Source organism: Arthrobacter terricola (genome assembly GCF_004354015.1).
Taxonomy (GTDB): domain Bacteria; phylum Actinomycetota; class Actinomycetes; order Actinomycetales; family Micrococcaceae; genus Arthrobacter; species Arthrobacter terricola.
In genome coordinates, this window is sequence record NZ_SMRU01000046.1 from 1 (window position 1) to 13,337 (window position 13,337).

At 62.6% G+C, this 13,337-nt stretch carries 14 protein-coding genes; 8 read left to right on the forward strand and 6 right to left on the reverse strand.

Annotated features, from left to right (window positions below):
* On the forward strand, window positions 1–297 hold a 297-nt coding region (locus tag E1809_RS23935; RefSeq protein ID WP_205754049.1), incomplete at its 5' end, for a transposase.
* A 65-nt stretch (window positions 298–362) separates the two neighbouring features.
* On the opposite strand, the gene E1809_RS23940 is transcribed toward E1809_RS23935, so the two are convergent.
* Window positions 363–1,295 (reverse strand): LysR substrate-binding domain-containing protein, encoded by a 933-nt coding sequence (locus E1809_RS23940; RefSeq protein ID WP_133206743.1) that lies wholly within the window; start codon window positions 1,293–1,295, stop codon window positions 363–365.
* 317 nt (window positions 1,296–1,612) lie between these two features.
* Between E1809_RS23940 and E1809_RS23945 the strand changes: the two genes are divergently transcribed.
* From E1809_RS23945 to E1809_RS23960, 4 genes are all read left to right on the forward strand, one after another.
* Complete coding sequence (locus E1809_RS23945; RefSeq protein WP_133206744.1) at window positions 1,613–2,401, forward strand: LamB/YcsF family protein; 789 nt, start codon at window positions 1,613–1,615, stop codon at window positions 2,399–2,401.
* A 1-nt stretch (window position 2,402) separates the two neighbouring features.
* Window positions 2,403–3,119 carry a 5-oxoprolinase subunit B family protein gene (locus E1809_RS23950; protein ID WP_133206745.1) on the forward strand — a complete coding sequence of 239 codons (717 nt, stop codon included), beginning with the start codon at window positions 2,403–2,405 and terminating at the stop codon, window positions 3,117–3,119.
* Entirely contained in the window at window positions 3,116–4,129 is a 1,014-nt protein-coding gene (locus E1809_RS23955) for a 5-oxoprolinase subunit C family protein (RefSeq protein WP_133206746.1), read from the forward strand. The genes E1809_RS23950 and E1809_RS23955 overlap by 4 nt, the downstream gene beginning before the upstream one ends.
* A 79-nt stretch (window positions 4,130–4,208) precedes the next feature.
* Complete coding sequence (locus E1809_RS23960; RefSeq protein ID WP_133206747.1) at window positions 4,209–4,958, forward strand: SDR family oxidoreductase; 750 nt, start codon at window positions 4,209–4,211, stop codon at window positions 4,956–4,958.
* A gap of 171 nt (window positions 4,959–5,129) precedes the next feature.
* Here the strand turns inward: E1809_RS23960 and E1809_RS23965 are convergent, their stop codons facing one another.
* Window positions 5,130–5,564: an acyl-CoA thioesterase gene (locus tag E1809_RS23965; protein WP_133206748.1), complete on the reverse strand. Its 435-nt coding sequence runs from the start codon at window positions 5,562–5,564 to the stop codon at window positions 5,130–5,132.
* A 270-nt stretch (window positions 5,565–5,834) separates the two neighbouring features.
* On the opposite strand from E1809_RS23965, the gene E1809_RS23970 reads away from it, so the two are divergent.
* A complete protein-coding gene (locus tag E1809_RS23970) occupies window positions 5,835–6,728 on the forward strand; it encodes a cytochrome c oxidase assembly protein (RefSeq protein ID WP_133206749.1) in 894 nt (297 codons plus the stop codon).
* 6 nt (window positions 6,729–6,734) lie between these two features.
* Here the strand turns inward: E1809_RS23970 and E1809_RS23975 are convergent, their stop codons facing one another.
* From E1809_RS23975 to purB, 3 genes are all read right to left on the reverse strand, one after another.
* Complete coding sequence (locus tag E1809_RS23975) at window positions 6,735–7,238, reverse strand: GNAT family N-acetyltransferase (protein ID WP_133206750.1); 504 nt, start codon at window positions 7,236–7,238, stop codon at window positions 6,735–6,737.
* Between the two features lie 159 nt (window positions 7,239–7,397).
* Window positions 7,398–8,057, reverse strand: coding sequence for a histidine phosphatase family protein (locus E1809_RS23980; protein WP_133206751.1), 660 nt, complete (start codon window positions 8,055–8,057; stop codon window positions 7,398–7,400).
* 92 nt (window positions 8,058–8,149) lie between these two features.
* On the reverse strand, window positions 8,150–9,592 hold the full coding sequence (gene purB, locus E1809_RS23985) for an adenylosuccinate lyase (protein ID WP_133206752.1): 1,443 nt from the start codon (window positions 9,590–9,592) through the stop codon (window positions 8,150–8,152).
* A gap of 517 nt (window positions 9,593–10,109) precedes the next feature.
* Between purB and E1809_RS23990 the strand changes: the two genes are divergently transcribed.
* Complete coding sequence (locus E1809_RS23990) at window positions 10,110–11,588, forward strand: alpha/beta hydrolase family protein (RefSeq protein ID WP_133206753.1); 1,479 nt, start codon at window positions 10,110–10,112, stop codon at window positions 11,586–11,588.
* 4 nt (window positions 11,589–11,592) lie between these two features.
* On the opposite strand, the gene E1809_RS23995 is transcribed toward E1809_RS23990, so the two are convergent.
* Window positions 11,593–12,021: a phage holin family protein gene (locus tag E1809_RS23995; RefSeq protein ID WP_133206754.1), complete on the reverse strand. Its 429-nt coding sequence runs from the start codon at window positions 12,019–12,021 to the stop codon at window positions 11,593–11,595.
* 87 nt (window positions 12,022–12,108) lie between these two features.
* Between E1809_RS23995 and E1809_RS24000 the strand changes: the two genes are divergently transcribed.
* Entirely contained in the window at window positions 12,109–13,227 is a 1,119-nt protein-coding gene (locus E1809_RS24000; protein WP_133206755.1) for a histidinol-phosphate transaminase, read from the forward strand.
* Window positions 13,228–13,337 lie beyond the last annotated feature (110 nt).

Sequence of the window (13,337 nt, forward strand, 5' to 3'; positions counted from 1 at the left end):
TACGCCACGCACAAGACCCCCGAAGTCAAGGCATGGCTTGCGGCCCATCCCCGCTTCACCGTCCACTTCACTCCTACCTCGGGATCCTGGCTGAATCTCGTCGAAGTCTGGTTCGGCATCATCGACCGGCAGGCCATCCGGCGCGGCGTCTTCACAAGCGTCAAAGACCTCAACCAGAAAATCCGCCAGTTCATCACCGGCTGGAACGACCGATGCCACCCGTTCGTCTGGACCAAAACCCCCGAACAAATCCTCGCAAAAGCCAACCGCTTAACTACTTCAGAAACGCGACACTAGGAAATTAAAGCGCCGCTGAATAAGACCAAAGACGACTGTACGGATAAGCGGTTGTTATGGATGGGTCAGGCCTCGGGGGAGTCCGCCGCATATTTGCTCATCAGCTGTTGCTGGAGCATTTCCTTGACCACCATGAGGACGGCCGATGCTGCCTCGGAGAGCGGCTCGTGGTCCGGGGTGCACAGGGCAATCTTGCTTTGGAGGGCCGGCTCCACAATCCGCAGGACCTTGAAGTCTTCGTCAGGGAAGAGCGCGTCGGCGGCGGACTTCGGCAACACTGTCGCACCGAGGTTGGCCCGGATGAGCCGGACGAGCGAGGGTACCGATTCCACTTCGCCCACGAGCCGCAACTCCAGCCCTTGCTCGTCGAGGCCTTTCTCGATGAGCTGGCGGAGGGTGTGGTTCTTCTCGGGAAGGAACAGCCCCAGGCTGCTGGCCTCTTCGAGCGTGACGGTCGACCGCCCGTGGGCGACGTCGACGTCCGGGTGGGTCACCAAGTGGAGGTCTTCCACGATCATTGTGGTGAACTGTACGCCGCGGATTTTCCCGGGCTCGTAGATCAGCGCCATGTCCAGCCGGCCGTTCTTGATTGCCTCGCTGAGTATGCCGCCGAAAATCTCAGTCAGGTGCACCACGATGTCCGGATAGCGCTGGCCCACTTCGCGGATGATCTGCGGCGTCAGGCTTGAGGCCATGCTGTAGGGCGCGATCGCGATGGACACGCGGCCCGAAGGCGCGGCCCCGGATGTAGCTACGTCGTGCCGTGCTTGTTCCACGAGTCGCAGGATGGTCTGGGCGTGCCGGTACAGGGTGTGCCCGGCGGCTGTCGGTTCCACTCCTTGCTTGCTTCGGATCAGCAGGCGCTGCTTCAGCTCGGTTTCCAGTGAGGAGACTTGTTGGCTGAGGGCAGGCTGCGCGACGTGGAGGGCGGCGGCTGCCTTGGTGATGCTGCCCGAATCCACGATCTTCACGAAGTACGAGAGCTTCCGGGTGTCCATGGGCCTGCCTTCCTGTACGCCCCCATCGGACCTACATGACATAAGAAATTACATCATCGCTGAGCAGGCAATGGCTTGGGAAGCGGACGCTATGACGCGAACCACCCGGGCGTGTGGTTGGCGTCATAACCCTGAGCTATCCCGTGATAGCGAATAGGTCTTTGTGCGGGGCGGCCCGGGGGTGCGAGACTTCTAGAAAGAATTCGAGCAGGCTGGCGAAAATCGCATTAGCGCCCGCATCCCGGATATTCGAATATTCCTTGGCAGGGATTATGAATTGACGGCACCGCATCGCAGAAAAACGGAAAGAGATACACGTGAACCCGACAATTGATCTTGTGGCAGATCTTGGTGAGGGATTCGGCGCCTACACTATTGGCAGCGACCTCGATCTCCTGGACATTGTCTCAAGCGCCAATATCGCTTGCGGGTTCCACGCCGGCGATCCGGACATCATGGACGCGACCGTCGCCGAGTGCGTTCGCCGCGGAGTAGGCATCGGCGCACACCCGAGCTTCCCCGACCTCCGTGGCTTCGGTCGCAGGGACATGGGCCTGAGCGCTGACGAGGTCCGCACCGACGTTCTCTACCAATTGGGTGCCCTGTCCGGTTTCGCCGCTTTCCACGGAACCAAGGTCACCCACATCGCACCGCACGGCCGGCTTGGGAACCTCGTAGCAGTACGCCCCGACTATGCGGCGGCAGTCGCCGAGGCAGCGGTCCGCGTAGACAAAGAACTCATCGTCGTCGCCCAAGAGGGCGAACTGGCAAAGGCAGCGCGAAACGCCGGACTGGACGTCGCCGTCGTCGGAATTGTAGACCGCGCCTACCAGGAAGACGGCACCCTTGTCCCGCGCAGCCAGCCCGGAGCGGTCCTGCACGATCCTTCGGAGATCGTCGAGCGGACCGTCCGCATGGTCTGCGAAGGCAAGATCCGCTGCGCGAACGGCGCCGACCTCGAAATCTCCGCTGACACTGTCCTCCTTCATGGCGACAACCCCGGCGCGGTCGAACTCGCCCGCCTGATCCGTTCGGAACTCATTTCGGCCGGCGTCCGCATCGCCCCGCTCGCCGAGGTCATGGATGCCAAGAGGAAGGCGGCCTGACATGTCCGCTTCGGTTCCTACCGAGATCTACGAATCCGGAGACTCCGCACTCCGCGTCGTTGCGCTCTCAAGCGCGAGCGAGGACAACTGGCTGACGGTCCACCGCCTCGCCGACTGGCTCGAGGACTGCGGCGCCGAAGGCCTCCACGGCGCGGTACCCACCTATGATTCCGTCCTCGTGGAATTCGATCCCGTCCTCGTCTCGGCCCGCCAAGTGCGCGCGTTCGTCAAGCTGGGCCTCCTCGAAATCGGCAGCCTGGCAGGAGAAGCGTCGGCACCCCGTGAATTCGACGTCCCTGTTGTCTACGGGGGAATCTACGGTCCGGACCTCGAACGCGTCGCCGAATACCAAGGGATCACCACGGAAGAAGTCATCCGCCTCCACACGGAGAAGACCTACACCGTGCGCTGCCTCGGAGCTCCGGCCGGTTCGCCCATGATGGACGGCCCCGCGTTCCCCCAACCCGTTCCCCGGCTCAAGGACCCACGGCTCAGCGTCCCAGCCGGAGCAGTGTCCGTCGCCGGACGCCAGGCTGTGATTGCCCCGGCTGTGGCCCCCGGCGGGTGGTGTGTCCTTGGCCAGACTCCCTTGACCGTGTTGAACATCCGCCGCGAACCGCTCGTGCCTTATAAGCCTGGCGACATCCTCCGGTTCCGCCAGATCGACGCCGCGGACTTCGACAAGTACGTCGGCCAGGAACTGGAGCCACGGCCATGAGCGGAAAGATCCTCATCCAGCAGTCGGGCAACTCGGTGGTCACAGACCTGGGCCGGACCCGCGGTCCGCGCTTCGGACTTCCCGTTAACGGTGCCCTGGACCAGTACTCGGCCAGGGCGGCCAACATCCTGGCGGGCAACCTCGACAACGAACCACTCATCGAGGTCACTGCCCTCGACTTCAGGATGAAGGCGGAGTCGGACATCCTGATCGCGGTCACGGGAGCGCCCCTCACGCTCACGGTGGGTGGCCGTCCCTCCAGCCAATGGGAACCCATATCCGTCCGGGCCGGCGAAACGATATCAATCCGGGCAATCAACCGGGGACTCCGCGCCTACCTGGCCGTCCACGGCTCATTTGAGGTACCCACCCTGCTGGGCAGTTGCGCCCCAGACACGGTGGTGGGATTCGGCCTGCAGCTCAGGGAAGGAACCGAACTCGTGACCCGCCGCAGCGTGGTGCCGGTCCGCCAACCGTACTTCGACCTTCCGCTCTTCAGGCTCGGCATCGAACGGCCGGACATGGGCCCGCAATTGCTCGTGGACGTGACCGACGGACCGGACGTGGAAGACTTCGGCGAATCCGGAGAACTGCTGTTCACCTCGGAATACGCCGTCAGCGGCCGAAGCAACCACATCGGCCTGAGGCTCGGAGGGCAGCTCCCGGAAAGAACCTCAAGTGGCGAAGTCCTCTCGCGCGGCGTGCCAGTGGGCGCCGTCGAGGTTCCCTCCCGCGAAGAACTGCTCGTCCTGCACCGGGGACGCGGCGTCACGGCCGGATATCCAGTCCTCGCCGTCGTCACCAGCATGGGCCTGGATGTGCTTGCCCAAGCCCGGCCAGGCGACAAAGTACGTTTCAGGAAAACCACCGTGGGAGAGGCAACTGCCGCGCACCGACGCTCGCGGGCCCAGTTGGAAACCCTCCGCGAATCCGTCAACACGGTCTTCGGATTACTCGGGATCGGATGCCGGCCCCAGTGGCAGGACCTAACGGTTGCGGCATGCAGCTAATAACCGCGCCCACAAACCCCTCCGCCACGCCTAAATAATTCCACCGGGCGCCCGCCCCTGTCCCACCTTTGGAGATCCGATGTCCTTTTCCGATTACAACACCGCCCTCGTCACCGGAGCGTCGACCGGTATGGGTGCCGCGATCGCCGAGCGCCTCGCCAAGAGGGGCCTGACCGTCCATGCCCTGGCCCGCAACGAGGACCGTCTCGCCGAACTGGCCGAACGTACCGGTGCCATCCCGCACGTCGTCGACCTGACCGACACCGCCGCGCTGACCGCCGTCGTGAGCGAGCTGAAGGTGGATGTCCTGGTCAACTGCGCCGGCGTCTCCAGGCCCGGAAACATCCTGGACTCTTCCGCGGCGGACATTGACGAACTCATCGACGTCAACCTCCGCGGCCTGCTCCAACTGACGCGCCTGGTCCTGCCCGGCATGGTGGAGCGTGACCTCGGGCACGTCGTGAACATCAGCTCCATCGCCGGCCTGTACAACTTCTACGGGCACACGGCCTACCACGCCACGAAGGCCGCCGTGCACCAGATCTCCCGGCAGTTGCGCAACGACACCGTCGGAAAGCGCATCCGCGTTACCGAGATCTGCCCCGGCCGCGTCGAGACCGAAATCTTCGGCCGGAACATGGGCGGTTCGCCCGAGGCCATGGAAGAGGCATGGAAGACCTACTACGAAGGCTACGAATCGCTGACCACCGATGACATCGTCAACGCCCTCGACTACGCGATCGAAACCCCGCGCCACGTCAACGTCGGCATGCTCGAACTGATGCCCACGTTCCAGGTTCCCGGCGGCCTCACCTTCGACCGGCGCTAAAGCGCCTCCGCCTCGCTTGGCAGAGGCGATCCAAAGTTTCCGGCGGCACACACTCCCGTCGTCGGAAAATATAGGCTGGCGGCCGCGATTTTCGCGGCCGCCAGCACCCGTTTCCGGAGGATCTTCGATCGGGCGCTTCCGTGCGCTCGGTGGGGGCCCGACGTCGGACGTTTAGTCCTGGGGGAGCACTTGCGTCAGGTGGTGCGTCGGGATGCGGTCGCGATCGTAAGTGATTTCGGTGTAACCGTGAGGTTCGGGGCGACCGTCCTCGCCAAGGTTGACGAACACGATTTGATCGATGGTCAGGATGCTTTGGCGCGTGATCATGTTGCGCACCTCCGCCCGCATTGTCAGCGATGTCCGTCCGAAGTTGACCGCGGTCAATCCCATTTCCACCAAATCGCCCTGTACGGCCGAGCTGACGAAGTTGATTTCGGAGATGTACTTGGTGACGGCCCGGCCGTTTCCAAGCTGCAGGATCGCGTAGATCGCCGCTTCCTCATCGATCCATTTCAACAGGCTTCCACCAAACAGCGTGCCGTTGGCATTGAGGTCCTCCGGACGAATCCATTTGCGGGTCCGGAATGTGATGTCAGCCTTTTCCATATGGCGAGATTAGCGGAGGCGGGGTGCCTGCGTCTTCCGCGGTGTGCCATGGTTTGCGCGACTCCGTAACATGGATAGGGTGCACCCGGTCCAGGGCACAACACCACACGCCGATTCGCGCACCATGCGGCACGCCGGGAATGCGCTGGAGGAAGCCATGACATTCGATAATCCCTGCTTCGGACTGACCGTCCGGCCTCGAGCTTGGGCGCTCGCTGCCCCGATCCTTGGACAGCTTTCCGCGACGCCTTCCGGCCGGGGGCGGTGACCATGCCACCATTGGGTGTTGTCCTGGGCGCATGGACGATGAACTGGCCCGCGCTGATCATCCTTGTGCTTGCGGCATTTTTCTATTCAAAGGGCCTCGTTGCGGCACGGCGGCGGAATCTCCGCTGGCCCCTTTGGAACTCGATCGCCTTCTTCGTCTTGGGCCTGGGCAGTTTTGCCGCGCTCAGCTTCGGTTTCACAGCGGCGTACAGCCACGACCTCCGGTGGGCCTTCACACTGAAGGTGACGTCCTACTTGTTCGTGGTTCCGCTGTTGGTGGGGCTCGGCAAGCCGTTGACCTTGGCAAGGCAGACCCTGGGGCCCGCTGGAGCGGCGCGTGTGGAGGCCGTCCTTGGGCATCGGCTTGTCCGGATGCTCAGCAACACGCTCGTGGCGGCGCTCTTGGGCCTGGCGATGTTCACGATCTTCCTGACGCCCTTCTTCTACGTGCTCCGCACCAATCCAGCCGCCGATGTCATCCTCACGGTGCTGGTGCCCGTGATGGGACTCTTCATGTCGGTTCCCATCATGGAAGACGGCGCCGGGCACACGGGCTCGTTGATTGTGGTCGAGTTCATTTTCGTGTTCATCGAACTGCTCGCAGACGCTGTACCCGGCGTGCTGATGCGGCTTAGCCCTGGAATCCTCGACGGCGCATCCGCGATCCTTGGAAACCAACCCGGCTGGTTCCCGTCACCTTTGCGGGACCAGCAACTCGCGGGCGACCTCATGTGGTTCCTTGCCGAGACAGTGGACCTTCCCCTCATCATCCTGATGTTCGTGCGGTTCTCGCGGAGTGACAAGCATGAGGCCCGAAGCTTCGACGAGTTGAGCGATGAGGAAATCGAAGCCCTCAACCGCGCCCACTTGGGACAAGGCGGCCGCAGCTACGAGTAACCCGGTTCAGGCCATTGCGGTGTGCGCTGCGCTGCGTGAATCGATTGGTTTGGCGTAGCAGTGTGAGTTGTCAGCCCCGACGTACGGTCCGAAGTTGGGCACTGCCGCGAAGCCCGCGCTTTCGTAGAAGCTCCGGCCGTCCGATTGTGCTGATCCCGCTTCTGCCTTGATCACGCTGAACCCGTGGGCGTGGGCCTGTGCTTCGAGGGCGGCAAGAATGGAACTGGCAACCCTTGAACCCCGGGCATATGGAACGACATAGAGACGCTTGATTTCGGCGGTCTTGGCGTCCAGGATCCTCAGGCCGCCGCATCCAAGGGGCTGGCCCGAGCACTTTTCGTACGCCACCACGAAGACGGCGGTGTCCGCTTCCGACGGCGCAGGGCCGGCTTCGTGGTCCGAGGTCCCGAATCGCGCGTCCAATTCCGCCTGTTGTGCCGCCCGAAGGTCAGCCCCGACGGGGTTTGCCCACGTGACTTGCCTGATGTTGAGTCGCGGATTGGTTTGCATCGGAACCTCTTTCGCCGAAGGGGGTTATGCATCTCAAGCCTAGAAAGCCGTGGTTACTGCTGTGTTTCCTGCGCGTAAGCGTCCGGAGAAATACGCGCGGCGCGCGGGTGGAGGGTGGCGCCAGGCCGGCGTGAGGGCCGAGGGCGCCGTCAGGCCGCGCTATTCGACTGTCTCGCCGGTCGGATCTTCGGCGGTGCGGTCAGCCAAAGCCAGGCCACCAACGGGGCTTTGATCCCAGTGCAGCAGGCGCCAGCCGGACTCGGGGTCGCCTTCCAGCACAACGATGCCGGTGTTCTGCAGCTGGTGCGTCGCAGCGAAGTCCCTGTCCACATCAGTGGCGCGGCTGCCCGCCCAGCAACGGATTGCTGCCCCGTGGCTCACGACGACGGCTGTCTCGTCGCCTGCCGCAACCACTTTGGCGATAGCTGCGTCATAGCGGTCGAAGAACTCGTGGCCATCGCCGGCGCCGGGCATGCGAACGTCAAGCTTGCCCTCGGTCCAGTCGAAGACTGTGCTCATGTATATGTGGTGCGCTTCGTGGTCCGTCCGTTTTTCCAACGAGCCGGCGTCGATTTCCTGGATGCCATCCAACACGATCGGTTCGAGGCTCAAAGCTTGCGCGAGCGGGGCAGCGGTAAGTTGGGTCCGGATGAGCGTGGAAACGTAGATCGCCGTGATGTCCTGGTTTCCGAGGGAAAGGGGAAGTGCAGCGGCTTGGCGTTCGCCGAGCTCAGTCAAACCCGGTCCCGGGAAAGCCGTATCCAATTGACCCAGGACATTGCCGGGAGTCTGTCCGTGGCGGATAAGCAAAAGCCTCATGCTGACACAGTTCCTTACGTCGAGTTCTCACGTCGAGTCGGCCATCCTGCGATTGCGGGCCGGGGTTTCACTCCCGGCCCGCCGATAGCCGCTTACTTCAGGTGGTCGACCAACCGGTTCGCGATGCCCGTGTACTTGCCCGGGGTCAGGGCGAGCAGCCGGGCTTCGGCCTCGGCGGACAAACCTAGTCCCGAGACGAACTCCTGCATGCGATCAGCATCGACCCTTTGACCGCGGGTGAGGTCCTTGAGGCGCTCGTACGGGTTTTCCATGCCTTCCACGCCGGCGATTGCCTCAGCGCGCATGACCATCTGGATGGCTTCGCCCAAGACTTCCCAGTTGGTGTCGAGGTCGGCGGCCAGGACGTCTTCTGCAACGTCCAGTGCCTTCAGTCCCTTGGCAACGTTCGAAATTGCCAGGAGCGAGTGCCCGAAAGCTACTCCGATATTGCGCTGCGAGGACGAATCCGTGAGGTCGCGCTGCCAGCGGGACGTCACCAAGGTGGCGGCGAGGGTGTCCAACAGTCCGTTGGAGATCTCCAGGTTGGCTTCGGCGTTTTCGAAGCGGATCGGGTTGACCTTGTGCGGCATGGTAGAGGAGCCGGTGGCGCCAGCAACCGGAATCTGGCGGAAGTAGCCAATGGAGATGTAGCTCCAGATGTCCGTGCAGACGTTGTGCAGGATGCGGTTGAAGCGCGCGACGTCGGCGTACAGTTCAGCCTGCCAGTCGTGGCTCTCGATTTGCGTCGTCAGCGGGTTCCACGTCAGGCCAAGGCTTTCGACGAAGGACCGGGCTACAGCTTCCCAGTCTGCACCCGGAACGGAAGCGACATGTGCCGCGTAGGTGCCGGTGGCGCCATTGATCTTGCCCAGGTATTCGGTCTTGGCAATGCGATCCAACTGGCGGTTCAAACGATGGGCAATGACGGCGAGTTCCTTGCCAAGCGTGGTGGGTGTCGCCGGCTGACCGTGGGTGCGGGACAGCATAGGGACTGAGCGATTCGCCTCCGCCATGGCTTCGATCTGCTTGACCAAGGCGGTGGCGGCGGGCAGCCAGACGTCTTCGACCGCGCCCTTGACACCCAAGGCATACGAGAGGTTGTTGATGTCTTCCGAAGTGCAGCCGAAATGGACCATTGCCGTCAGGTTTTCAATCCCGATGGCGGGCAGACGGCGTCCGATGTAGTACTCGACCGCTTTGACATCGTGGACCGTAACGGCCTCGATTTCGGCGAGTTCCACGACCGAGGCGGTATCGAACTCGGTGACAATGGCGCGCAGCTTCTCCTGCTGTTCGTCGGTCAGGGGGCCCGCGCCGGGGAGGACGCTGTTGCTGGTCAGGTGGATGAGCCACTCGACCTCGACTGCCACGCGGTCACGGTTGAGTGCGGCCTCGGACAGGTAATCGACAAGGGTTGCAACGGCGGACTGGTACCGGCCGTCGAGCGGGCCCAGGGCGATCGGCTCCGGAGAGGCGGCAAGGGCCAGGCGTCCGGAGGGCGTACGGGTAACAGCGGCGGCAACGGGTTCAGGCATGGGGCAATTCTTTCATGAACTCGGGCTGCGCCATTAAGCGGTTCTCTTCTATGTGCACAAACGCAGTTGTCTTCTCCTCGACAGCCGAGTTTCCCGCACTTGTCCACATAGCCCCCAAGCGAGGTTCCGGACGGCACACAGCGCACGTAGCGTCGGAGCCAACAGCAAGCCAACAAATCGAGGGGAACGCTTTGAGTGTCACGTTGATGGCCAATGTAGGAACCAGCCTGGACCCCTTTGGGTTTGACCTCCAACAAAATTCGCGAGTCCAACAATGTGCGCAAGTCCAACAACTTGCCCGGCGTCTGAGCGTCTGCGCAGACCAGGTTGACGCTGCGCTCGCCAAGCTCGCACAGCTGCAATTGGAACAGTGGGAGTCGCCGGCCGGCCGTGCCTACCGGGCAACACTGGCCGTGCAATCGGTTTCGCTGCGTCGAGGGCTTGATTCTTTGCGTGATGCCGCTGCCGCGACCTTCCGCCATGCCCACGACATAGCCTCCTCCAGGGACGGTCTCTAATGGTCGACCTTCCTCCCGGTGTGCCGGGCGAGGCATTCATGCCTCGTGCGCCCGGATCGGACGGTCCTTTGCGAATTCGCGGCGGAGTGGGAGGCCTGTCCTTTCAGTTCGAGGAATTGCTCTCAGGCGCGTCCGCACTGGACGACGTCGTATGTGTGCTCCAATCCGTCGAATCGGAGGCTGCGCTGCTTAACCTGGCCCTTTTGCCGCACCAAACCTCCACATACTCCAACGGAACCAAAGCGTTCGTAGCTGTGGGAGACGCTGGCCGGGAAATTGCGCGGGTCCGTGAACAACTCCAGAGAATGGGCGCCGATGTCAGGGCGAGCCATCGCGAGTACGAGTACGCGGAGTCGCACGCGGCCATCATGATGCGAATCGGCTTGGGCATGGCCGCCTTGGGGACCGGGCCGGATCTCGTCAGTCTCCCGCGCCGCGATGCCACTGAGGGCGTTATGAAGGATTTGCCTCAAGCCTTCGCACTGATGTTGGGCCTTGAACCGGGCGCAGCGAGAACCGTTCATGCCACTGTCGCACCAGGTGATACTGGGGGAATCCTGCGGGGAATTGCAGCGGCGCCCGGGCTGGCCCATCTGAAGCCGCGTCCCGTTTCGGTCAGCCGAGGCGAGGAAACCATCAGGAGCGTCGAACTGACAGCGCCCGGCTTACTTAAAGAACTCGACCAGGTTTCGTTCAGCTCGCAGGGAGAAATCGAAGTGCTCCAAGTGGACAACGCCCGCCAACGTGCGTGGGTGGTCCTGATTCCAGGAACCCAGTCTGCCCAGCTTGGAGGGCGGCCGGGCGGAGACAATCCCTTGGACGAGGCGGGCATCGTCGAGGCCTTGGGCTATGGCTCCGCCGAAACCAGCCAGGCCATCCACCAGGCTTTGTGCGAGGCAGGCGCGGAAGCCGGCGATGTGGTGGTGGCCGTGGGGCATAGCCAAGGTGGAATCCATGCCATGAACCTGAGTCAGGACAAAGCCTTCCTCGCCGATTACAACCTCAGGTTTGTAGTGACGGCGGGCTCGCCTGTCGGAGGGATCACACCCGAGGCAGGCATTGGCAGCTTGCATCTGGAGCACGAAAACGACTGGGTGCCCGGAGCCGACGGCAAAGTGAATCCGGATACCAAGGACAGGGTCACTGTGACCATGACGAATGCGGTTACCCTCGCGCCCGGTGAAGATCCTGGCATTGGACCTGAGCACAAGCTGTCACGATACGTCGAAGGGGCAGAGCTCGCGCGGAAGAGCACTGATCCTTCGCTCGTGGCGTCAACGGCCGCCTTGGGCGGCGTGCTCGGTGTCGGCGGGATGGTCAGGTCGCAAAGATTCAAGCTCCACCGTGCCCCGGCCCTGCCTGCCCCGAGCGGTTGCTTGCCCGATGTGGACGGTGCTGAGCCCACAGCGGCCCGTGCCGAGCAAAAAACGCCCAAGGCTGAGCCCTCCGACATCCGATCCCGCTCCGGGGCAAGATGAGGGATTATCGGCGGTTGGCACCCGAAATCTTGCTGGCGACTACGGAAATCACGCTGATGATGATCGCTGCGAGGATTGCTGTCCAAAAGAAGCTGTCGATGATGAGGTGGACCGGGGTGTAGCTGCTCACCCAAGCCGTCAGGTACAGCATGGCGGCATTGATGACAATCGTGAACAGACCGAGGGTGAGGATGGTGATCGGCAGGGAAAGGAAGCTGACCAGAGGGCGCACAAAAGCGTTGACCACGCCGAATATCAGCCCGATGAAGAGATAGGCCAGGATCAGGCCGAGGACGTCGCTGCCTTGCGCAAACCCAGCCTTGGTGACTGCGTTGGTGGTTGCCGAGGTAGTGATGTCCATCCCAGGCAAAATCCAGCTGGCGACCCAGAGTGCCAGCCCGTTAATGAGGACACGCATAATGAATGAACGCATGCGCCCCATGCTGTCATACGCTGCTGTCTTCCGCTCCGGCGAAGGTCGCCCGCGGGACCGCCACGGGCCTGCAAGTAGGCTGGTTTCATGAATTCTTCTGACAACGCACCGGAAGGCGTGCGCCCACGGCCGGTGGTGGACCGGCTCCCCAAATATGTGGCCGGAAAGCCTCCCGTGGCCATAGAGGGCCTGACCAGCTTCAAGCTGTCTTCGAACGAAAACCCGTTGCCTCCCATTCCGGCAGTCCTTGACGCCATTGCCGACCAGTCGGACATCAACCGGTACCCGGACCCTTTGTCCACCAAGTTGCGCACCGCGCTCGCAGAATTCCTGGGGATCCCGGCGGACGACGTCGTCACGGGAGCGGGAAGCCTCGGCGCGCTGACCCAGATTCTTTCGACGTTTGCCGGGCAGAATCACGACGGCAAGGCCGATGAGGTCATCTATGCCTGGCGGTCATTCGAGGCCTACCCCATCTGCGTTGGCCTGGCCGGGGCGGAAAGCGTCCAGATTCCGTTGCTTCCGGACGGACGCCACGACCTCCAGGCGATGGCGGCGGCAGTGACTGTCCGAACCAAGGTCATCTTGCTGTGTACGCCGAACAATCCCACTGGTCCGATCCTCACGGCAGAGGAAACTGAACGGTTCATCCAATCGGTGCCGGCCGGCGTCGTCGTTGTCATTGACGAGGCCTACCAGGAGTTTGTCCGGGACGGGAATGCGGTGGATGGCATCAAGCTGTACCGCAAATACCCAAACGTCGTAGTCCTTCGCACATTCTCGAAAGCCCACGGATTGGCAGGCCTGCGCGTCGGTTACAGCGTTTCCGGGCCGGAACTTACGCAGCATCTGCGCGTCGCGGCCACACCCTTCGCGGTTTCGCAGATTGCCGAACGCGCGGCTATTACTTCGCTCGAGCACTTCGACCAGGTTGTGGAAAGGGTACAAAGCCTGGTGGAGGAACGGGACCGGGTCACGGCCGGCCTGCGGGATCTTGGTTGGTTCGTTCCGGAAGCCCAGGGGAACTTTGTCTGGCTGAATTTGGGGGAGAACAGCGGCGAGTTTGCGGCACTGGCCGGTGAACAGGCTTTGTCCGTCCGGGCCTTCGGCAACGACGGCGTCCGGGTCAGCATCGGCGAAGTGGAAGCCAATACCCGGTTCCTGGAACTCTGTGCGTCCTATACAAAAGCGCCACGGGCTTCCTAGCGGTTAACAAATGCCCCAGCGCCACCTACTGCGGATAAAGTAAGGGACGAAAGCCAAGATATGCCATTTCCGGAATGTATTCCTTGAATGGCATATATCAGCGAAATTAT